The following is a 20,859-nucleotide window of genomic DNA, read 5'->3' as shown; positions in this document are numbered from 1 at the left end:
GGACAACTACGTTCGTCATCGTGCGGCGAAGCAGGTCCATCCCCGGTGTAGCGTTCGGAGCGAGCGCGTACTTCTTGTGGGGACTTTTCCCCGCGTTCTTCGGGCTGCTGGCGTTCGCCAGTCCGGGTGAAGTGGTGGCGCAGCGGATCGTCTGGACGCTGGTGGTCGTGCTCGCGGTGCTCGCCGTCAGCGGCCGGATCCGCGAACTGCGCGGCATCGACGGCCGAGTCTGGCGGCTGGCGGCCGTGGCCTCCGCCGCGATCGCGCTCAACTGGGGCGTGTACGTCTATGGGGTCACCTCGGGCCACGTCGTGGAGTGCGCGCTCGGGTATTTCATCAACCCTCTGGTCACCGTCGCGTTCGGTGTGGTGCTCTTTCGTGAGCGGCTGACCGGCGCCCAATGGGCCGCCCTCGGGCTCGGCGCGGCCGCGGTGGCCGTGCTCACGGTCGACTACGGCAGACCACCGATCATCGCCTTGGCCCTGGCCTGCTCTTTCGCCACCTACGGCTTGGTGAAGAAGGTGATCCCGCTGGACGCGCTGCGCGGCATCGCCGCCGAGGGCGTCGTCGCCGCACCCTTCGCGCTGGCGTTCGCGATCGCGCTCGCGCTCGCCGGGCACAGCGAATTCGCCTCCGCCCCCGCGCATACCGCCCTGATGGTGGCCACCGGACCGGTCACCCTGGTTCCGCTACTGCTGTTCGCCGTCGCGGCCCAGCGCGTCGCGTTGTCCACCATGGGCCTGCTGCAATACCTCACCCCCGCACTCCAGATGGCCTGGGGCGTCGCGGTCGCGCACGAGCCGATGCCCGCCTCCCGTTGGGCCGGTTTCGCCCTCATCTGGGCGGCGCTGGTGATATTCACCACCGACGCCCTGCTACGAACCCGTCGCGCGCGGCGCACATCGCGCCCTGTCACCAGCGAATCCGGCTCCCAAGCGAGCGAAACACGGTCCACACCGTGAGCTTCCCGCTTTCCGGCGACTCGAGTTCGTCGGAATTGGTCGCGAAGGTGTCGGATCCGACACTTCTGCGGGCTTCGCCTTCTCCGTAGCGTCGATGTATGACCGCGCCCAGACCCCTTCGCGCCCGCACCGACGCGGGGCGGCCACCGGCTGAGAAGACACCCGACCCGCTCGGTATGACCGGACGGGAGATCTTGCAGGGAACGCTCGACGGACGATTCCCGGGCGCACCGATTCTGAGCGCGCTGGGTTTCCGGCTGGCCCAGGTCGGCGATGGGACCGTGGTTTTCGAGGGCGAGCCGGGTGACCAACTGCTCGACCCGGCGGGCGGGGTGTACGGCGGCTTCGTGGCGACGGTGCTCGAAGCGGCCCTCGGCTCGGCGGTACTGACGCAGTTGGCCGGCGGCACGCGCTCCACCTCGGTCAAGATCGGCATAGACATCCATCGTGCCGTGCGCAGCGACACGCGCACGCTGCGCTGCGAGGGCACCGCGATCCACGTCGGCACCACCACGGCCAGCGCCGAGGCCCGCCTGGTCGGCGCCGAAGACGGCGAACTGTACGCGCACGCCACCTCGATGTACGCGATTCTGCGCATGCTCTGACCTGCGCGTACTACAAAATGCGGCAGAGCATTTCACGCGACGACGGGCCGGGCGCCGCGAAGCGCGACGACCGGCCCGTCGGGTGAACTCAGCTGCAGGCCGCCGACTGCTGACCGAGGTTGGTCAGCATGGTGCAGGCCCAGGTCTTCTGGATCTTCCACTTGCCGTTGTCGGCGACGAACGGCACGTCGACGATGTTCTCCTGGCCGTTGAGGATGAACTTGGCCTTCGCGTTCACGCTGTCGCCGAAGGAGGTGACGTCGGTAACCACGATCTTCACGTCGGCGCCGGCCGCGGCCTGCGACAAGCGGTCCGGCAGCGTCGGATCGGCCTCGGCGCCCTGGACGTTGTCCAGCTTCTCGGAGGCGGGCACCGACGGGTCGAGCGCACGGGCCAGGGCGGTGTTCAGCTCCGCGGGGGTCGGGACCGGCGGCAGGTTCGCGCTCGCGGTCGCCGACGCCTTGGCGCTGGTCGACGTCTTGGCGGCGGGCTTGCTGTCCTTGTCGTCGCCACCACAGGCGGTCAGGCCAAGCGCGGCGACGATGGCCAGTCCGGCGATCGCGATGCGTCCAGTCTTACGAAGCTTCAACTGCTCGTCCTTTGCGTTCGAGAGGTCCGTGTCGTGTTCCACCATGGCAGCCGCCCCCGAACCGGCGGCGCTGCACGAGGTCCCAGGCTACCGGCCCCGGGTGGCGGCACCCGGATCCACATCGGACCGGCGATGGTCGTCGGCAGCGAACGTACGCGTCCGGCCCGGCGATGTCGAGCCTCGGGCCCCGGCCGTCAGAGCAGACTGCCCAGCGGATCGGCACGGGTGAGGGCGGCATCGTCGGCGGCGAAGGTGCGCGCGGGACCCGGACCGGTGGAACGGGTTTCGAAGCGGACGGTCACCACGCCGAGCCCGGCGCCCTGCACCCAGCCGTGACCGTGCTCGGGATGCGATACGTCCATGCCGGGACGCCAGAGGGCGACCGGTAGGACCGGCGCGGTGTGCGCGGCATCGCCGAGTTCGGGGGCGTGCGCCGGTTCGGATTCCGTTTCGACCGCGGCGATCTCGGGGACCGGGCCGCGATCCAGTTCGGGGAACAGCGATTCCTGACGGACGGTCGACAGGCCGCCGTAGCCGACGCCGACGAGGCGGATCGGGCCCAGCTCCCGCGGATCGAGCGCCGAACGCTGCGCGGCGGCGGCGAGAGTGGCCAAATCCTCGGTGGCGTAGGGCAGGGTGTAGGAGCGGGTGACGATGCTCATATCCGACTTCTTCAATTTGAGCACCACCGTGCGCGCGGCGCGCCCGTCACCGGTCAGGCGCCGGTGCGCCGCGACGGCCATGTCCTCGATGGCCGGACGCAGTTGCTCCAGGCTGACGATGTCGGTTTCGTAGGTTGTCTCGGCGCTGATCTGCTTCGCCTCGGTGCGTTCGGCGACCGGACGGTCATCGATGCCGCGCGCCAGTCGGTGCAGCGCGGCGCCGACGCTGCCGCCGAGAATCGACATCGCCTCCGACTCCGGCAGCGCGGCGAAGGCGCCCACGGTCTCGATGCCCAACGAGCGCAACCGGCTCTCCGCGACCGGGCCGATCCCCCACAGCTTGCGCACCGGCAGACCTGCCAGCAGTCGCGGCTGCTCGACCGGCGAGATCACCCGGATCCCATCGGGTTTGGCCAAGCCGGAGGCGATCTTGGCCAGCTGCTTTCCGGTGCCCGCGCCCACCGAGGCGGTCAACCCGGTCCGTTCCCGCACCACCGCGCGCAAGTCCGCGCAGAACGCGTGCACCTGGGCGACCGTCGCGCCGGCCAGCTCGGCCGGTTCGCCGAACGCCTCGTCGAACGACAGCGTCTCCAGCACCGGGATCCGGCTGCGCAACGCGTCGAAGACCTGCCCGCTGACCACGCCGTAGACGGCGCCGCGCGGCGGCACCACCACCGCCGTGACGCCGACCAACCGGCGCGCCTGATGCATCGGCATCGCCGACCGGGCGCCGAACACGCGCGCCTCGTAACTGGCTCCGGCGACGACGCCGCGCCCGCCGGTCCCGCCGACCAGCACCGGCCTGCCCCGCAGCGTCGGCCGGGTCAGCTGCTCGACCGAGGCGAAGAACGCGTCCATGTCGATGTGCAGAACCCAGCGACGAGCGGCGCTGTCCGCGTCGGCGAGCACCGGTGCCCGCCGACCCACCGAGCTTTCGGCGCGGGTGGTCCCGACCCCGGTCGAGGGCGCGACCGGGCACTCGACGCTCGGCTTCTCGGTACGCACGGCTGCAATGTACGCCCGTCCACCGACAGTGCGGAGCAGGCGGTGACGCTGTCAGGTGGCTGTGCGCTAGCTGCCGGTTACCTGCCGGTATCGGGGCCGCCTCCGTCTCGCGCCCCGGGGACCGTCCGGCCCGGTCGCGACGGCTTTGATCTGCGCTTTTCCGTGCCGGAACAAGTACCGGGCGGTCTCGAAATAACCGCCGACGTGCCGTGGGGACGGGGCCTGACCCACGGTCCGATATGTGATGATCGGACCCATGAATATCCGCAAGGCCGTCATCCCGGCCGCCGGTATCGGCTCCCGGCTGCTTCCGCTGACCAAGGCCATCCCCAAGGAGATGCTGCCGGTCGGCGACAAGCCGGTGATCGAGCACACGGTCCGCGAGCTGGTCGCTTCGGGCATCACCGACATCACCATCGTGGTCAGCAGCGGAAAATCACTGATCCAGGACCATTTCCGACCCAATCCCGCGCTGGTCGCCCAGCTGCGCGCGGACGGCAAGACCGCGTTCGCCGATGCCGTCGAGGAGGTCGGCGAGCTGTCCCGGCTCGGCCACATCACCTACCTCGACCAGCACGGGCCGTACGGCAACGGCACCCCGGTGCTCAACGCCGCCCGCAACCTCGGCGACGAGCCCATGCTGGTGCTGTGGCCGGACGACGTGTTCGTCGCCGAGGTGCCCCGAGCTCAGCAGCTCATCGACGCCTACGAGGCCACCGGAGCCCCCGTCCTCGCGCTGATGCCGATGGATCCCGCCGAGTCGCAGCGCTACGGCGTGCCGGTGGTCGCCGACGACCACGGCAACGGCCTGCTGCGCATCACCGGCCTGCGCGAGAAGCCGAAGCCGAAGGACGCGCCGTCGTCCTTCGCCGCGATCGGCGGCTATGTCGTCACCCCCGGCATCATCGACGAGCTGCGCAGGCAGACCGAAGAGTGGTACGAACACCGCACCGGCGAGGTGTACCTCACCGACGCGATCAACGTGCACGCGGCGAACAGTCCGGTCTTCGGCCAGGTGATCCGCGGCCGGTGGTACGACACCGGCAACCCGGCCGACTATTTGGTGGCGCAATTCGCCTCGGCGCTGGCCCATCAGCAGTACGGACCGCTGCTGCGCACCCTCGCCGACGGGCTCGGCGACTAGCGCACGTCCGGGCCGTATCGCGGCTCCCGCACACCGGAATGCGGCGGCGCGCCTGACACCGGAGGGTGACGAGGGCGGCTTCCGGTGTCGGCGCACCGGTCCCGGTCCACGCCGCCCATTCGGTTCCTACCGGCGGGCTGGGGTGCATGTGACGCCCGCGGCCGATTCGCCACGGCCCCGACCCGAATTCGCGGGTCGGGGCCGTTTCTGCGCCGGAGTAGCCGCGCTCAGAAGCGACGGATGGCGTAGATGTCGAATTCGTCCAGCGGAGTGAAGCCGACCGGCACGCCCTGACCGTACGCGTTGAGCACCCGGCCGTTTCCGGCATAGATACCGACGTGCGAGCCATCGCTGTTCAGCACGATCACGTCGCCGAGCGACAGCGAGCCCCGCGGGACGGGCGCGCCCACCTTCGCCTGCTGCCAAGTGGTCCGCGGAAGACTCACGCCGACCTGACGGTACGCCCACTGCACGAGGCCCGAGCAGTCCCAGCTGTCGGGGCCGGTCCCACCCCATTCGTACGGCTTGCCGATCTGCGTCGTCGCCGCGGCCAGCGCGCCGACGCCGAACACACTGGGTATCGGCAGGTCGGCCGAGCCGCTGGCGCTGCCGGACGAGGAACTGCCGCTACCCGCCGAGCCGAACGACGCGCTGCCCGGCCCGCTGCCGGAGGCGCTGCCGGTGTCGGCCCAGGCGGGTCCGGCGAACAGGAGGATCGTGATGATCGAGAGCAGGAATCCGAGTGCGATGCGGTGCAACGATTTTCTCGGCACGTGCTCGCCCCTTCCATGGGCGCGGTTGACTGGCCGCCGATCGGCAGCCTGGCTAATACATGGCATCAGCAGCGGCCTCCGATGCGGAGCCGCGGCCACCCGCGCCGGTCACATTCCCAGCACGGCCAAATTCCAAGTAGGACACACTGAAAAGAGAAACTGCAGCCCCGGAGATCACCTGGGTAACAGCAGCGACACCGCAGATTGTGCCTGGGATATCGGCGAATTGTCGGGAATCAGCAAATTCTCAGCATGTGATCTAAATCACCAGACTCGCCGTGAATGCCAGGTTTGAGATCGGAAAACCCTGCCATCGTGTTGCCGGCCGGTCGCGTGCGGTACGCGGGCGCCAGGTGAGCGACCCGGGGCATCGGCGACCGAACAGACCGCGCCCGGACCTGTCCGGCCCCGCCGAGAACATCGAGCGGACCGATTCCGGCAGGCTCGGATCGCTGCCACCGATCGGCTCGGAACAAACGGCACCAAGACCGCTCGAACAGCAACCGGGGCGGGACCTTTCGGTCCCGCCCCGGCTCGAAACCCGGCGCTCAGGCCTTGGCGATCTGCGCCCGCACTCCGCCGACCAGATCGGCGGCCTCCGCTCCGGCGTCGCCGAAGGTCAGCGTGGTGGCGAGGATCTCCCCCGCGATCAGGTCACGGTGCGTCTCGGCCCACGCGGCCCGGTCCGCCGGAACGTCCAGGACCACGGTGATGCGGTCGGAGACGTCCAGCCCGGCGGACTTCCTGGTCTCCTGAAGGTCGCGGATCAGGTCCCGCGCCCAGCCCTCGGCCTCCAGCTCCTCGGTGACCACCGAATTCAGCACCACGAGACCCGCGTTCCCGGGCAGCGCCGCGGTCGACTCGGGCTCGGCCGCCACGAGACGCTGGGTGTACTCCTCCGGCAGCAGGGCGATGCCGGCCGCCCGGACCGTGCCGTCGGCGTCCTCGGCCCAGTCACCGGCCTTCACCGCCTTGATGACCGCCTGCACGTCCTTGCCCAGCCGCGGCCCCGCGGCGCGGGCGTTGACCACCAGCTCGAACCGGCCGTGCGCGTCCACGTCGGTGGTCAGATCGACCTTCTTGACGTTGACCTCGTCGGCGACGATGTCGGCGAACGGCGCCAGCCGCTCGGCGTCGGCCGCGGCGATGGTGACCTCGGCCAGCGGCAGCCGCACCCGCAGGTTCTGCGCCTTGCGCAGGCTCAGCACCGTCGAGCACACCAGGCGCACCTCGTCCATGGCGGCGACCAGCTCCGGATCGTCCGGCAGCTCGCCCTCCTTCGGCCAGTCGGCCAGGTGCACCGACTCACCGCCGGTCAAGCCGCGCCAGATCACCTCGGTGATCAGCGGCAGCAGCGGCGCGGCCAGCCGGGTGACCACCTCGAGCACCGTGTGCAGGGTGTCCACCGCGTCGCGGTCCTCGCTCCAGAACCGCGAGCGGGAGCGCCGCACGTACCAGTTGGTCAGCGCGTCGGCGAACGAGCGCAGCTCATCGCAGGCGCCCGCGATGTCGTAGGTCTCCAGCGCCTCGGTGATCACGTCCCTGGTGCGCGCCAGCTTCGCCAGGATGTATCGATCCAGCACGTGCGGCGAATCCGTGCGCCACACACCGGGCTTCGAGGCGTACAGCTGCAGGAACGTCCACGCGTTCCACAGCGGTCGCAGCGCGTGACTCACGCCCTCGCGGATGCCGCGCTCGGTGACGATGAGATTGCCGCCGCGCAGGATCGGCGAACTCATCAGGAACCAGCGCATCGCGTCCGAGCCGTCCCGGTCGAACACCTCGTTGACGTCCGGGTAATTGCCCTTGGACTTGCTCATCTTCAGGCCGTCGTCGCCGAGCACGATGCCGTGCGCCGCGACGGTCTTGAACGCCGGGCTGTCGAACAGAGCCGTCGCCAGCACGTGCAGCGTGTAGAACCAGCCGCGGGTCTGGCCGTTGTACTCGACGATGAAATCGCCCGGGAAGTGGCTGTCGAACCACTCCTTGTTCTCGAACGGATAGTGCACCTGGGCATACGGCATCGAGCCGGACTCGAACCAGCAGTCCAGCACCTCCGGCACCCGGCGCATGGTCGAGCGGCCCGTCGGGTCATCGGGATTCGGCCGGGTGAGCTCGTCGATCATCGGGCGGTGCAGATCGGCCGGGCGCACCCCGAAGTCGCGCTCCAGCTCGTCCAGCGAGCCGTACACGTCGACGCGCGGGTAGGCCGGATCGTCGGACACCCACACGGGGATCGGGCTGCCCCAGTATCGATTGCGGCTGATGTTCCAGTCGCGCGCGCCTTCCAGCCACTTGCCGAACTGGCCGTCGCGGATGTGCTCGGGCACCCAGGTGATCTGTTTGTTCAGCTCCACCATGCGATCGCGGAACTTGGTGACCGCCACGAACCAGGACGGCACGGCCATGTAGATCAGCGGCTGTCCGGAGCGCCAGCTGTGCGGGTAGGAGTGCTCGATCGTCTCGTGCCGCAACAGCTTTCCCGCGGCCTTGAGGTCCTTGATGATCACCGGATTCGCGTCGAACACCATCAGGCCCTCGTACGGCGGAACCATCGAGGTGAACCTGCCGCCCGGGTCCAGCGGCTGCACCAGCTCGATGCCGTGCGCGGAGGCGACGTCCATGTCCTCCTCACCGAAGGCGGGTGCGAGATGCACTATGCCGGTGCCGGAGTCGGTGGTCACGTAGTCGGCGGTGAGCACGCGGTGGGCGTGGGGATGGCCGAGGAAGAAGTCGAACGGCGGCGCGTAGGACAAATCCGCCAGCGCGGCGCCATCGAACTCGGCGAGCACCTCCGGCTCCGCGCCGAACTCCCGCGCGTAGTGCGAAACCCGTTCGGCCGCGAGCACATAGCGTTTGCCGTCGGCCGCGCGCAGGTGCACGTAGCGAACGTCGGGATGCACCGCTATCGCCAAGTTGGACGGCAGCGTCCACGGCGTCGTGGTCCAGATCAGCGCGTTGGCGCCGTCGAGTTCGTGCAGCGGATGCTCCGCGGGCACGCGCAACGCCATGTCGACGGTGACCGCCGGGTCCTGGCGCATCTTGTAGGCGTCGTCGAGGCGGGTTTCCTGATTCGACAACGGCGTCTGCTCGTACCAGCTGTAGGGCAGCACCCGAAAGCCCTGATAGATCAGCCCTTTGTCGTACAGCGATTTGAACGCCCACATCACCGACTCCATGAAGTCGGTGTCCAGCGTCTTGTAGTCGTTGTCGAAGTCGACCCAGCGAGCCTGGCGCGTCACGTAGTCGCGCCATTCCCCGGTGTAGCGCAGCACCGATGTTTTGCAGGCCGCGTTGAATTCCGCGAGCCCCATCGCGTCGATCTGTGATTTGTCCGTGATACCGAGCTGCTTTTCGGCTTCGATTTCCGCGGGCAATCCGTGACAGTCCCAGCCGAATCGCCGGTCGACCCGCTTGCCGCGCATCGTCTGGAAACGCGGGACGAGGTCTTTGACGTATCCGGTGAGCAAATGTCCGTAATGCGGCAGACCGTTGGCAAAGGGCGGCCCGTCATAGAAGACGAATTCGGCTGCGCCGGAACGGTTTTCGATGCTCGCGCGGAAGGTGTCGGCGGCCGCCCACGCGTCGAGCACGCGGCGCTCCATCTCGGGGAACGACGCCCCGCTGCCGACGCTCAGGTCGACGCGCGGGTACGCGCTGTTGCTGGAAGTCTGGTCCGCCATTGCGGATACGTCTCCTCGTGCCGAGTCGTTGGCACGGGGACGATGACGGCGCCCGGTGCGCCGAAACCGCGGTACCACCCCGCTTGTCCGGCGTGGCGACACCGGACCTCTCATTCGCGAGCTGTGACGGGCTCACCCGTTCGGTTCTACTGAGCGCCCGGCCCGCAGGCCGTGCCGCCGTTCTTCCGAAGGCTCCCCGGTGATGGCCGGATCGACGCCGTATTCATGTTTGATTCTAGCCCGAGCGGTCAACTCACTTTGTGAGGCAGGTCAGCGTTTGGCATGACGACCAGGAGGCGGCGGGGAATCACTATCCGGACTCCGCATGGACAAAGCACTCACCAACAAGAGCATCGCGCCGATGACGCACACCACGATGCAGCCCCACGCCCAGATCACCGATCCGGTGGTGAGCGCGGCCACGAGCAGGGCGAAGCCGATCGCGGCAAGGACGAGTGTCAAGACGAGCATGGTGACCCCCAAGGCATGCCGGGCGGCTCGACAGTTCCTCTAAACGGTATGCGAACTGCTGTGCTGGGGCGCGGCGCGCTACTTGCCGCCCTTGGCGAATGACGCCGGCGCGAGGTTGTTCGCCGTGTTGGCATCCGCGAAGGCTTCGCCACCGTCGACCGGAACGGCCGAGCCACGGTTCTCCAGCTCCTCCAGCTGCGACTCCAGGTAGGACTTCAACCGCACCCGGTACTCCCGCTCGAACGTCTTGAGCTGCTCGATCCGGCTCTCCAGCACACTGCGCTGCTGGGTGATGGTCGCCATGATCTCGGTGTGCTTGCGCTCGGCGTCCGCCTGCAGCGCGTCGGCCTTCTCCTTGGCCTGGCGCAGCTGGCTGTCCGAACGACTCTGCGCGTCGGTCAGCATCGCGTCCGACTTCTGACGGGCGTCGGCGATCATGGCCTCCGACCGCGTCCTGGCGTCTCCGACCAGTCGCTCGGAATTCGCCCTGGCATTCGACAGCAAGCTCTCCGCCTCGCTCTTGGCGTCGCTGGTCAGCCGATCCGCCATCTCCTGGGCGAGGCTGAGCACCTTGGCGGCCTGCAGGTTCGCGTCCGCGCCCGGCGCGTCCTTGGCCACCGGCGCGGCGGGCATCGGAGCGGGCGGGGCGACGGGAACCGGGGGCTTGATCGGTTCCGGCTGCGGCGGCGGGGCCTGCGGAATCGGCGGTTTCGGACTGTTCACTCCGGCCGGGCCGCGGTTCTTCTTCGCGTCGGCCAATTCCGCGTCGAGTTCGGCGACCCGCTGGCGCAGATCGGCGTTCTCCTCGATCAGACGCGAGAGCTCCTGCTCCACCAGATCCAGGAACGCGTCGACTTCATCCTCGTTGTAGCCGCGCTTCCCGATCGGCGGTTTGCTGAACGCGACGTTGTGCACATCGGCTGGGGTCAGCGGCATGGAAGGATCCCTTCACGCGTCTTTTGGAGATCTAGCAGATCTAGCAAGCTGTCTTCACGGCCCATTCTGTCACACCGGAGCTACCGGCTGCCCGAGCCTGCCCACGATCGACATCAGGATGAAGACGATGAAAAGCAGGACCATTATCGACAGATCCAGGCGAATTCCGCCCAGTGACACCGGAGGTATCAAGCGCCTGAGCAGTTTCACCGGAGGATCGGTGATCGTGAAGATCACCTCCAGGACGACGACCACGACACCGGTAGGACGCCAGTCTCGGGCAAAGCTACGGATGAACTCGACGATCACCCGGCTGATCAGCAACAGCCAGAAGATGAACAGTACGAAGTACAGCACCGCGAACAAGGCCACGAGTTCACTCTGCCGCAAAAATCGCTTCGCGCAAAATGACCGCGCCGCACAACCTGCGACCGGTCTGCTCCACCCCCCAGATCACGAGCTTATTTCTGGTTGTAGAAGCCGGTTTCCGCGATGCGTCTGCGTTCTTCCGCTGATACGTCGACATCGGCCGGTGAGAGCAGGAACACTTTTGTCGCCACCTTGTCGAACGATCCGCGCAGCGCGAAGGCCAGGCCCGCGGCGAAGTCGACCAACCGCTTGGCGTCGGCGTTGCTCAGATCCACCAGGTCCATGATCACCGGATTGCCCTCGCGAAAGCGTTCGCCGATGATCCGAGCCTCGCTGTAATCGCGCGGGCGCAGCGTCGTGATCTTGGACAAGGGGCCTCCGTCCTCGAAGATCCCGGGCCGCCGCACCGGGGCGGGCTCGGGACGCACGCGCTCCTCCAGCCTGCGCTCCTCGGCGTCGGGATCGACGGCGAGCGCGCCACGGGTCGTACCGCGCAGCGGAGGCGGGCTCCCGCCCGCGCGGAACCGGCCCGACGGCGCGGAGTCGATCCGGGTCGGACGCCGGGGCGCATCGTAGCGGTCGTCGCCGTAGGGCTCGTCGGCGTAGTCGTCGCGCCGCGACACCGAGTAACCCGCCTTGTAGGGCGACTTGTACGCGGGCTCGGGATAGTCGACGTCGTCGAAACGGCTTGCGCCGTACCGATCGTCGGCGTAGCGATCGACGTAGCCGTCGCGGTCGGAGTAGTCACGGGGCCGGGGCCTGCGAGCGCCGCGCTCGTCCACCCCTCGGGGAGCGCGATCGTCGACGTAGTCGTCTTCGTAATCCTCGAGCGGAACCATGCCGAAGTACGCCTTGAACTTGTGCAGCGTGCTCATTGGTCGACCTTCCTTCGGCCCCGGTGGCGGCCGGGTGTTGAAGTCTTGCTCAGCCCTCGTCAGATCCCAGCATATGTGTCGAATGTGACTGATGAGGTTTCTTTGCTAGCCCGAGGTTATCGGTCGCATACCCATCAAGGCGGTACCGACACGCACAACCGTCGAACCATGTTCGATCGCGCATTCCAGATCACCCGACATTCCCGCGGAAAGCTCTGTCGCGTCCGGATGATCGGCGACCAACAACGTGTGCAACATCGCAAGTCGCGCAAATGCGGCATCGGACTCCGAACCCAAGGGTGGAATGGCCATCAGACCCGACAAACGTAATCCCGGAGCGTCCGCAATCCGTTGCGCGAGCACGGGAAGATCAGCGGCCGTGACACCCCCTCGCGCGGGGTCGTCGTCCAGGCTCACCTGGAGCAACACCCGCAGCGGTTCGGTGCGTTCGCCCGCCTCCAGCGCAGCCACCGCGCCGGCGTCCAGAGCGGTTGCCAGACGTTCGCTGTCGACCGAGTGAACCGTGTGCGCCCAGCGGGCGACACTGCGCGCTTTGTTCCGCTGCAACCGCCCGATCATGTGCCAGCGGATGCCGGAGAGGTCTTCCTCACGTAACGCCGCCACCTTGGCGGCCGCCTCCTGCTCCCGCGACTCGCCGAACTCGCGCCGGCCGAGCCGATGCAGGATCGCCACGTCCGAAGCCGGGAAGAATTTCGTCACCGGCAGCAGCCGCACCGAATCCGGCGACCGACCCGCGGCGCGACACGCCGCGTCGATGCGAGCGAGCAGACCGGCAAGGTTGTCCGACAGCTCGGCGGTCCTGGCGGCGAGTGCGCCGTCCACCGCGGCCCCGGCTTCGGCGCTCATGCGCGCGCCTCCCCGGCGCACGGCGCGTCGACCAGACGGGCGATTCGCGCGGTCACGCGGCGGCCTCCATCCAGATCACCCCGCCGATCCGGCCGGTCGGCGCGCCACGGCGATGGCTGAACAAGGTGCGGTCCTCGATGGTGCACCGCGGGTCCACCGCGATCGCGCCGACGCCTGCCTCGGTGAGCTGCCGGGAGATGCCCGCGCGCAGATCCAGGCCCGGCGTGCCGCGGACCGTGGTGGTCGCACTGCCGGGCAGATGCGCTTCGACGTCGGCGCGCATGGCGGCGGGAACCTCGTACTGACGGCCGGAGGCGGCGGGCCCGAGCAGCGCGCCGACCCGATCCAGGCGCGCGCCGACCGAGACCATCGCGTCGAGCACACGCGGCACGATGCCGATGCGAGCGCCGATCCGCCCCGCGTGCACCGCGGCGATCACGCCCGCCTCGTCGTCGGACAGCAGGATGGGCACGCAGTCGGCGGTGAGCACGACCAGCGCGAGACCCGGCACGGTGGTCACGAGCGCGTCGGTGGCCGGGACCGGTTCGGCGCGCGGCCCGTCGACGATCTCCACGTTGCGGCCGTGGATCTGTTCCATCCAGACCAGGCGCTCCGGCGGCAGGCCGATGCCCTCGGCCAGCCGGTCGCGGTTGCGCCGCACGGCCGTCGGATCGTCGCCGACGTGGTCGCCCAGATTGAACGAGTCGTAGGGTGGCGCCGAGAAGCCTCCGGACCTGGTCGTGGTGACCCGTCGGACAGTGATGGTCGGCGCGATAGTCATGGCGACGAGCGTAGTGGCGCTCGGTGAAGGGCGTCGAAATGCCCAGGTAGAGAGCGAATATTCCCCCGGGACGGAATCAGTCGCGTCGTATCGGGCGCCTCGGCGCCCGGTCCCGCCCGGCCGGCCCCCGCACCGGCGTCCCCCGAATTCCTGTGCACAGTCGTGCTTCGGGACCGCTTCGGCGTATCCCTCCGACGCGTCCCGGCGCGGGCCGGGATCGCTCTTTCCAGCTCGGTCCCGGCCCGCGCCGGAACCGGATTCCAGCGCCTGATGGGTGCTGCCGGACGCAGTCCGTCTTCAGCACGCGCATGGCCGGAGCGAAGGCCGAAGGTACGCAGCACGCGCATGGCCGGAGCGAAGGCGGAGGTACGCCTAATGGGCGCTGCCGGACGCAGTCCGTCTTCAGCACGCGCATGGCCGGAGCGAAGGCGGAGGTACGCAGCACGCGCATGGCCGGAGCGAAGGCGGAGGTACGCAGCACGCGCATGGCCGGAGCGAACGCGGAGGTACGCAGCACGCGCATGGCCGGAGCGAACGCGGAGGTACGCAGCACGCGCATGGCCGGAGCGAAGGCGGAGGTACGCAGCACGCGCATGGCCGGAGCGAAGGCGGAGGTACGCCTAGCCCCTCCGCATGAACGACGGCACGTCCACGTCGTCGTCATCGTCGTCGGCATCCGGCGGCGTGATGTGCGGTCGCGTGCCGCTCGTCACCGACGGCTCGCCCAGGGTGCGCGGCCGTTCGGTGTCCCGGTAGCTCGGCAACGTGCCGCGGCCAGCCGTACCCGTGACGGACGTGCTCGGCGTGCTGTCGCTGCTTCGCGCGGTCAACTCGCTGGTTCGGCTCTGCCCGATCTCACCGGACCGCGCCGTGCCGATGGTGCTGCGACCCGACGTCTCGAAGGTGCGCCGGGCCGGGCCGCCGCCGTCGAAGCCCGCCGCGATCACGGTGACCCGCACCTCGTCGCCGAGCGAGTCGTCGATCACGGTGCCGAAGATGATGTTGGCCTCGATGTGCGCGGCCTCCTGCACCAGCGAAGCCGCCTCGTTGATCTCGAACAGCCCGAGATCGGACCCGCCCGCGATCGACAGCAGCACGCCGTGCGCGCCGTCCATGGAGGCTTCCAGCAGCGGCGAATTGATCGCCGCCTCGGCCGCTTTCACCGAGCGGCCCTCGCCGCGCGACGAGCCGATACCCATCAGCGCGCTGCCCGCGCCGGACATCACGCTCTTGACATCGGCGAAGTCGACGTTGATCAGACCCGGGGTGGTGATCAGGTCGGTGATGCCCTGCACACCGTTGAGCAGCACCTCGTCGGCGGAGCGGAACGCGTCCATCAGGCTCACCGCCGCGTCGCCGAGCTGCAGCAGCCGGTCGTTCGGGATGACGATCAGCGTGTCGCACGACTCGCGCAGCAGATTGATGCCGACCTCGGCCTGGTTCCCGCGCCGCTTGCCCTCGAAGGAGAACGGGCGGGTGACCACGCCGATGGTGAGCGCGCCGAGCTTGCGCGCGATCTGCGCGACGACCGGGGCGCCACCGGTGCCGGTGCCGCCGCCCTCACCCGCCGTCACGAAGACCATGTCGGCGCCCTTGAGCACCTCTTCGATCTCGTCCTTGTGGTCCTCGGCGGCTTTACGGCCGACCTCGGGGTCCGCGCCTGCTCCGAGACCTCGGGTCAGCTCGCGGCCGACGTCGAGCTTGACGTCGGCATCGCTCATCAGCAGCGCTTGGGCGTCGGTGTTGACCGCGATGAACTCGACACCTTTGAGTCCCTGCTCGATCATCCGGTTGACGGCATTCACACCGCCGCCGCCGATACCGACGACCTTGATCACCGCAAGGTAGTTGTGCGGGGGCGTCATGGGCTCTCGCCTTCCTTCGATCTAAAGCCTGTCGTTTCCGGATGCTCGGCACACCGCCTTTTCGGCCCGGTCCGGGGGTCGGGTCGCTACGAGGAGCGAACCGCGGCTCGGGCAAACCCTAAAGCTCAACCATAGGGTTAGCGTTATGTCAAGTATCCGACTGGTGCGGAACGCTATTCGCAGCCGACGCGATACGCGCGCAGGCGCGCCGAAACGAGAGCCAGAATCTTGCGTGATCCCGCTCGTCTCGCCGCTCCACACGTCGTATGGTGAACGGTTGCCCCCCGGCTCCCGTCTCGGCGCCGGAACAACTCCCGGACCGCCGAAAATTACCTGGGCGCAATGGGTGTGGATCACTTTACCGTGACCAGATTGGGACTCGACACATCGAACACCGTTCCGGGGCGCGTCAACAACGGCAACACGACCGCCGCCTTTCGTTCGGCGTCGTCGCTCCCGCCCCAGAGTACCGTGCGGCCGCCCTTCAGATTCAGCGAAATATCCGAAATGGACCGTGCCACAACCTCGCTCACCTGAACCGCCAGCGCAGGCGGCACGATGGCGATCACCGAGACCGCAGCCCTGGTCACCGGATCGGCGCCGCCGGGATGATCGGTGATCAACTTCGGCACGCCGATCGGAGCCGGCTCGACCGCGAATTCCACGCCGTCCGCGTCCAGCAGATGCGCGCCTTCCCTGCTGTCGTAGAACAACACCGCGGCGCGCTCGACGACCGTCACCCGAACCGTGGACGGAAAAACCCGCTGCACCCGTGCCGTGCGTACCTTCGGAATGCTCGCCACCCGGCGTGCCACGGCATTGGTGTCGATCCGCAAGATCGAGCGGCCGGAAGGAATTTCGAGCACATCCCGCACTTGTTGCTCGGGCACCGCCACCGCCCCCTCGATTCGCACGGTGCGCACCGAGAGCACCGGGGTGAACCAGGCGAGAACACAGAGCACTGCAAGGACGCACACGCTCAGCAATCCCCACAGGCGAATTCGGCGCCAGTCGAGCTCGCCGAACCGATCACCCGCGCGGCGCCCGGCCGCGCGCGCCGACCCGACCCCGCGCACGCCGGGTCACCGTCCGTGCTGGGGACGCGCCCGTAATCCGTCGAGAATCTGACCGCCCAGCATCGTCACGTCGCCCGCGCCCATGGTGATCACCACGTCGCCCGGCAACGCCAGCCCCGCGACCTGGCGCCCGACCCGGGACATGTCCGGCTGGTAGTGCACCGGCTTGGTCACCGATTGCGCCACCAGCGCTCCGTTCACGCCCGGCAGCGGCTTCTCCCGCGCGCCGTAGACATCGAGCACGACGACCTCGTCGGCGAGACTGAGCGCGGAGCCGAAGTCCTGGGCGAAGGTCGCGGTCCGGCTGTAGAGATGTGGCTGGAAGACCACGATGACCCGGCCCTGCCTGGACCGGGCTCCGTCGCGCGCCTCCTGCTGGACCAGTTCGGCGGCGGCGCCGAGCACGGCGCGCACCTCGGTGGGGTGGTGGGCATAGTCGTCGAACACCCGCACCCCGTTCTCCCGACCGGCGAACTGGAACCGGCGGTGCACACCGCCGAACCCTTCCAGGCCCTGGATGATCTCGCCGACATCGGCGCCGGTGGCCCGGGCGGCGAGCAGGGCGCCGAGCGCGTTGAGCGCCATGTGCCTGCCCGGCACCGACAGGCGCAGCGTGCGCGGCGCGGCCTCGTCGGTGAGCTGGAATTGCGCGATGCCGCCGACGTCCCGCGGCTCCCAACTGTGCAGCCGGGCGCCCACCGGGACCGGCGCGTCGGCGAGTTCGCCGGAGCCGTAGCCGAGGACTTGGACGTTTCGCTCGGCCAAGCGCGCACCGACTCGCTCGGCCAGCGCCAGCGAGCCCGGATCGTCCAGGCACACCACCAGCAGGCCGCCCGCGGCGAGGCGGTCGGCGAAGTCGTCGAAGACCTGCACGTAGGCCTCGTCGGAGCCGAAGAAATCCAGGTGATCGGACTCGATGTTGGTGACCACGGCGACGTCCGGGTCGTATTGCAGCAGCGAGCCGTCGCTCTCGTCGGCTTCGGCCACGAAGATGTCACCGGTGCCGTGGTGGGCGTTGGTGCCCGCCTCGTTCAGCTCGCCGCCCACCGCGAACGACGGATCGAACCCGCAGTGCTGCAACGACACGATGAGCATGGAGGTCGTGGACGTCTTGCCGTGCGTACCGGACACGAGCAAGGTGCGATGCCCCCGCATCAGCGAGGCCAGCACCGTGGGGCGCAGCAGCACCGGGATATCGCGCCGGTTGGCCTCGACCAGCTCCGGGTTGGTCTTCGGAATGGCGGCGTAAGTGGTGACCACCGCGGTCGGGCCGCCGGGTAGCAGGTCCAAGGCGGTGGCGTCGTGCCCGATCCGCACCTGAGCGCCGCGAGCGCGCAGCGCCAGCACGCCCCGGCTCTCCTTGGCGTCCGACCCCGACACCGCGCCGCCGCGTGCGAGCAGGATCCGCGCGATGCCGGACATCCCGGCCCCGCCGATGCCGACCATGTGCACACGCTCCAGCTCCGGGGGCAGCGCGGTCCGTTCGACGCCCGCGTCCTGGACCACCCGATCTGCGGTCGTGTCGCTCATCGGCGCGCCACCTCCAGCGCGATCCGCGCCACCTCGTCGGCGGCGTCGCGGTGCCCGGCGCCTGCGGCGGCCCGGCCCATCTCGGTCAGCCGTGCGGAGTCCATGAGCAGCGGAATCACCTCATCGATCACGTACTTCGGCGTCAACTCGGAGTCGGGGACAATTCTGCCACCGCCCTGGCGCACCACGGGCCGAGCGTTGAGTTCCTGTTCCCCATTACCGTGCGGCAGCGGCACGTAGAACGCGGGCAGCCCCACCGCCGAGACCTCCGCGACGGTCATCGCGCCCGATCGGCAGACCACCGCGTCGGCGGCGGCATAGGCGAGGTCCATCCGGGACAGGTACGGCACGGCGACGTAGCGAGCGCCGTCCGCGGCGGATCCGTCCACGTCGATGGTGTTCTTGGGCCCGTGCGCGTGCAGCACCGAGATGCCCGCGGCGGCCAGCTGGGGCGCGGCGCCCGAGACCGCGTCGTTCAGCGTCCGCGCGCCTTGGGAACCGCCGAAGACCAGCAGCACCGGGCCTTCGGACGGAAGGCCGAAGTGCTCCCGCGCCTCGGCCCGCAGTGCGGCGCGGTCCAGTCCGGTGATCGATTCGCGCACCGGAATGCCCACCACCCGCGCGTCCGCCAGGCCGGAGTCCGGGACCGCCGCGAGCACCCGAGCGGCGCGGCGGGCGCCGACCTTGTTCGCGATACCGGCCTTGGCGTTGGCCTCGTGCACCACCACCGGCACCGGGCGTCTGCGGCGCAGCACACCCGCGCCGGCGGCGAGATACGCCGGAAGCGCAACGTACCCGCCGAAACCGATGATCACGTCGGCCTCGACCGCATCGATGACCGCCCTGGTGGCCGCCACCGAGGCGCGCACCCGACCGGGTAACCGCAGCAGATCGGCGGTGGGCTTGCGGGGCAGCGGAACCGGAGGGATGAGCTCGAGCGGATAGCCGCGCTCGGGAACCAGGCGGGTCTCCAGACCGCGTTCGGTGCCCAGCGCCGTCACCCGGATGGAATCGTCGAGCCGCCGCAACGCGTCGGCCACCGCCAGTGCCGGTTCGATGTGGCCCGCCGTGCCGCCGCCCGCGACGATTACCGAGATCACCTGGATCTTCCCCGTTCTCTTGCGTGATTGACCGGATAACTGGGTTCCCAAGCCCTGGTGGCACGCGCCGAGCTGGTGCCGCGACTCTCCGGCGAGCGGCGGCGCGCCGGTTCCGCACGCCCCCGCCTGCCCTGCGGCAGCGCCGAGGATCCGCGATCGGACGGCCGCGGCGCCCGGCCACGTCGGGCGCTCGCCCGAGCCGGCGCGTACACCTCGGGTTTGGGCAACCGCAACAGCCTACTGAAACGACCGTCCTGTCCGGCGTGCAGCGCCGCGACGGCTTCCGGCTCGTGCCTGGCCGCGTTGGCGATCAGCCCGAACATCAGCAAGGTGATCGCGAGCGATGAGCCGCCGGCGGACACCAGTGGCAGCTGCAGCCCGGTGACCGGCAGCAGACCGACGACATACCCGATGTTGATCATGGCCTGTCCGGCGATCCACGTGGTCGCGGAGGCGGTCAGCAGCCGCAGGAACGGATCCGCCGACCGGCTGGCGATGCGCAGTCCCGTGTAGACGAACAAGGCGAACAGGCCCAGCACCAGTGCGCAACCGAGAAAGCCCAGCTCCTCCCCGATGATCGCGAAGATGAAGTCGTTGTGGGCGTTCGGCAGGTAGCTCCACTTGGCCCGGCTCTGTCCCAGGCCCCTGCCCCAGATCCCTCCGTCGGCAAGGGAATACAGGGCCTGTCGAGCTTGATAGTTGTCGCCCTGCGGATCGGAGCCCGGATTGAAGAAGGACCGGACCCGATTCGACCGGTAACCGGCGGACATGGCGAGCACGCCCGCGGCGACGACGCCGGAAACCGCGATCGTCACGAACAGCCGGATCGGAAGTCCGCCGAACCACAGCAAGGCGCCGAGGATGATGCCCACCGCGACCGTGGTGCTGAGATTCGGCTGGACCACGATCAACAGACAGACCAGCACACCCGCCGGGACGAGCGGCACCAGGATGTCGCGCAGACTCGAACCCATCGCTCGCCGGGAAACCAGCAAGTGCGCGCCCCAGACGATCAAGGTCACCTTCACGACCTCGGACGGCTGCACCGAGACGGGACCGAGGATCAGCCAGCGGCGCGCGCCCTGCACGCTGGTGCCGATGCCCGGAATGAGCACGAGCACCAGCGCCAGCACCGAGATCGCGAACAGCGGGAACGACGCCTGGCGTAACAGGCGCAGCGGAACGCGCAGGGCCAGATAGAACAGCACCGCGCCGATCGCCGCGAACAACGTCTGCTGGATGAACAGGGAGTACGCCGACCCGCCCTCGGCGTACTCGACGACGCCGGACGCGGACAGGACCATGACCAGTCCGAGGGCCGTCAGCAGCGTGGCGATGGTGACGACGAGATGGAAGGACGCGAGCGGCCGTGCCAGCCACGAACCGGGACCCGTCCCTACGCCGCGGCCACGCCGGGATGGCGTCCCGGCTTCTCGTGCGCCCGAGGTCCGGGCCGCCTTACCGGTCCACCGCCTGCCGTTGCCCGAAGTCACGAGGCACCCGCGGCCCGCGCCGGTAGCACCACTGTCACAGCGAACCAGCGGAGGCGGAGGATGCTTGCGCGTC

General features: G+C 69.0%; 18 protein-coding genes. 3 read left to right on the top strand and 15 right to left on the bottom strand.

The window, feature by feature from the left end:
* Window positions 1-17 precede the first annotated feature (17 nt).
* Both rarD and ACWESM_RS33385 read left to right on the top strand, forming a co-directional pair.
* On the top strand, window positions 18-962 hold the full coding sequence (rarD, locus tag ACWESM_RS33390; protein WP_397282352.1) for an EamA family transporter RarD: 945 nt from the start codon (window positions 18-20) through the stop codon (window positions 960-962).
* Window positions 963-1,060: 98 nt separating this feature from the next.
* Window positions 1,061-1,567: a PaaI family thioesterase gene (locus tag ACWESM_RS33385; protein WP_355079669.1), complete on the top strand. Its 507-nt coding sequence runs from the start codon at window positions 1,061-1,063 to the stop codon at window positions 1,565-1,567.
* A gap of 88 nt (window positions 1,568-1,655) precedes the next feature.
* Here the strand turns inward: ACWESM_RS33385 and ACWESM_RS33380 are convergent, their stop codons facing one another.
* Window positions 1,656-2,156 (bottom strand): hypothetical protein, encoded by a 501-nt coding sequence (locus tag ACWESM_RS33380; RefSeq protein ID WP_355079667.1) that lies wholly within the window; start codon window positions 2,154-2,156, stop codon window positions 1,656-1,658.
* Window positions 2,157-2,350: 194 nt separating this feature from the next.
* A complete protein-coding gene (locus tag ACWESM_RS33375; protein ID WP_355079703.1) occupies window positions 2,351-3,727 on the bottom strand; it encodes a DNA polymerase IV in 1,377 nt (458 codons plus the stop codon).
* 352 nt (window positions 3,728-4,079) lie between these two features.
* On the opposite strand from ACWESM_RS33375, the gene ACWESM_RS33370 reads away from it, so the two are divergent.
* Window positions 4,080-4,967, top strand: a complete 888-nt coding sequence (locus ACWESM_RS33370; protein WP_355079665.1) for a UTP--glucose-1-phosphate uridylyltransferase — start codon at window positions 4,080-4,082, stop codon at window positions 4,965-4,967.
* A 227-nt stretch (window positions 4,968-5,194) separates the two neighbouring features.
* Here ACWESM_RS33370 and ACWESM_RS33365 read toward each other — a convergent pair whose 3' ends face one another.
* From ACWESM_RS33365 to ftsW, 13 genes are all read right to left on the bottom strand, one after another.
* A complete protein-coding gene (locus ACWESM_RS33365) occupies window positions 5,195-5,740 on the bottom strand; it encodes an NlpC/P60 family protein (protein ID WP_355079663.1) in 546 nt (181 codons plus the stop codon).
* A 548-nt stretch (window positions 5,741-6,288) separates the two neighbouring features.
* Window positions 6,289-9,423, bottom strand: coding sequence for an isoleucine--tRNA ligase (ileS, locus tag ACWESM_RS33360; RefSeq protein ID WP_397281731.1), 3,135 nt, complete (start codon window positions 9,421-9,423; stop codon window positions 6,289-6,291).
* A gap of 270 nt (window positions 9,424-9,693) precedes the next feature.
* Window positions 9,694-9,894, bottom strand: coding sequence for a hypothetical protein (locus ACWESM_RS33355; RefSeq protein ID WP_355079659.1), 201 nt, complete (start codon window positions 9,892-9,894; stop codon window positions 9,694-9,696).
* A 78-nt stretch (window positions 9,895-9,972) separates the two neighbouring features.
* Window positions 9,973-10,830, bottom strand: coding sequence for a DivIVA-like cell division protein Wag31 (gene wag31 / locus ACWESM_RS33350; protein ID WP_355079657.1), 858 nt, complete (start codon window positions 10,828-10,830; stop codon window positions 9,973-9,975).
* A gap of 69 nt (window positions 10,831-10,899) precedes the next feature.
* Window positions 10,900-11,202 (bottom strand): YggT family protein, encoded by a 303-nt coding sequence (locus ACWESM_RS33345; protein ID WP_039797136.1) that lies wholly within the window; start codon window positions 11,200-11,202, stop codon window positions 10,900-10,902.
* Between the two features lie 89 nt (window positions 11,203-11,291).
* A complete protein-coding gene (locus ACWESM_RS33340) occupies window positions 11,292-12,074 on the bottom strand; it encodes a cell division protein SepF (protein ID WP_355079655.1) in 783 nt (260 codons plus the stop codon).
* 105 nt (window positions 12,075-12,179) lie between these two features.
* Entirely contained in the window at window positions 12,180-12,941 is a 762-nt protein-coding gene (locus ACWESM_RS33335; RefSeq protein WP_364437132.1) for a YggS family pyridoxal phosphate-dependent enzyme, read from the bottom strand.
* Window positions 12,942-12,993: 52 nt separating this feature from the next.
* Window positions 12,994-13,722: a peptidoglycan editing factor PgeF gene (gene pgeF / locus ACWESM_RS33330; RefSeq protein WP_356965199.1), complete on the bottom strand. Its 729-nt coding sequence runs from the start codon at window positions 13,720-13,722 to the stop codon at window positions 12,994-12,996.
* Window positions 13,723-14,342: 620 nt separating this feature from the next.
* Window positions 14,343-15,587: a cell division protein FtsZ gene (gene ftsZ / locus ACWESM_RS33325; protein ID WP_355079649.1), complete on the bottom strand. Its 1,245-nt coding sequence runs from the start codon at window positions 15,585-15,587 to the stop codon at window positions 14,343-14,345.
* 353 nt (window positions 15,588-15,940) lie between these two features.
* Window positions 15,941-16,663 (bottom strand): cell division protein FtsQ/DivIB, encoded by a 723-nt coding sequence (locus tag ACWESM_RS33320; protein ID WP_452495154.1) that lies wholly within the window; start codon window positions 16,661-16,663, stop codon window positions 15,941-15,943.
* 6 nt (window positions 16,664-16,669) lie between these two features.
* Entirely contained in the window at window positions 16,670-18,193 is a 1,524-nt protein-coding gene (murC, locus tag ACWESM_RS33315; protein ID WP_452495152.1) for a UDP-N-acetylmuramate--L-alanine ligase, read from the bottom strand.
* Window positions 18,190-19,293, bottom strand: a complete 1,104-nt coding sequence (gene murG / locus ACWESM_RS33310; RefSeq protein ID WP_355079645.1) for an undecaprenyldiphospho-muramoylpentapeptide beta-N-acetylglucosaminyltransferase — start codon at window positions 19,291-19,293, stop codon at window positions 18,190-18,192. The genes murC and murG overlap by 4 nt, the downstream gene beginning before the upstream one ends.
* A complete protein-coding gene (gene ftsW / locus ACWESM_RS33305) occupies window positions 19,290-20,786 on the bottom strand; it encodes a putative lipid II flippase FtsW (RefSeq protein ID WP_397281739.1) in 1,497 nt (498 codons plus the stop codon). Before ftsW ends, murG begins: the two co-directional genes overlap by 4 nt.
* Between the last annotated feature and the right edge of the window lie 73 nt (window positions 20,787-20,859).

It is taken from the genome of Nocardia sp. NPDC003999 (assembly GCF_053604885.1).
This window is presented reverse-complemented; position numbering and strand designations above follow the sequence as displayed.

Coding starts and splice junctions, on each gene's coding strand:
- ACWESM_RS33385 (WP_355079669.1), top strand. CDS start 1,061: ATGACCGCGCCCAGACCCCTTCGCGCCCGCACCGACGCGGGGCGGCCA.
- ACWESM_RS33370 (WP_355079665.1), top strand. CDS start 4,080: ATGAATATCCGCAAGGCCGTCATCCCGGCCGCCGGTATCGGCTCCCGG.
- ileS (WP_397281731.1), bottom strand. CDS start 9,423: ATGGCGGACCAGACTTCCAGCAACAGCGCGTACCCGCGCGTCGACCTG.
- ACWESM_RS33355 (WP_355079659.1), bottom strand. CDS start 9,894: ATGCTCGTCTTGACACTCGTCCTTGCCGCGATCGGCTTCGCCCTGCTC.
- wag31 (WP_355079657.1), bottom strand. CDS start 10,830: ATGCCGCTGACCCCAGCCGATGTGCACAACGTCGCGTTCAGCAAACCG.
- ACWESM_RS33340 (WP_355079655.1), bottom strand. CDS start 12,074: ATGAGCACGCTGCACAAGTTCAAGGCGTACTTCGGCATGGTTCCGCTC.
- ACWESM_RS33335 (WP_364437132.1), bottom strand. CDS start 12,941: ATGAGCGCCGAAGCCGGGGCCGCGGTGGACGGCGCACTCGCCGCCAGG.
- pgeF (WP_356965199.1), bottom strand. CDS start 13,722: ATGACTATCGCGCCGACCATCACTGTCCGACGGGTCACCACGACCAGG.
- ftsZ (WP_355079649.1), bottom strand. CDS start 15,587: ATGACGCCCCCGCACAACTACCTTGCGGTGATCAAGGTCGTCGGTATC.
- murC (WP_452495152.1), bottom strand. CDS start 18,193: ATGAGCGACACGACCGCAGATCGGGTGGTCCAGGACGCGGGCGTCGAA.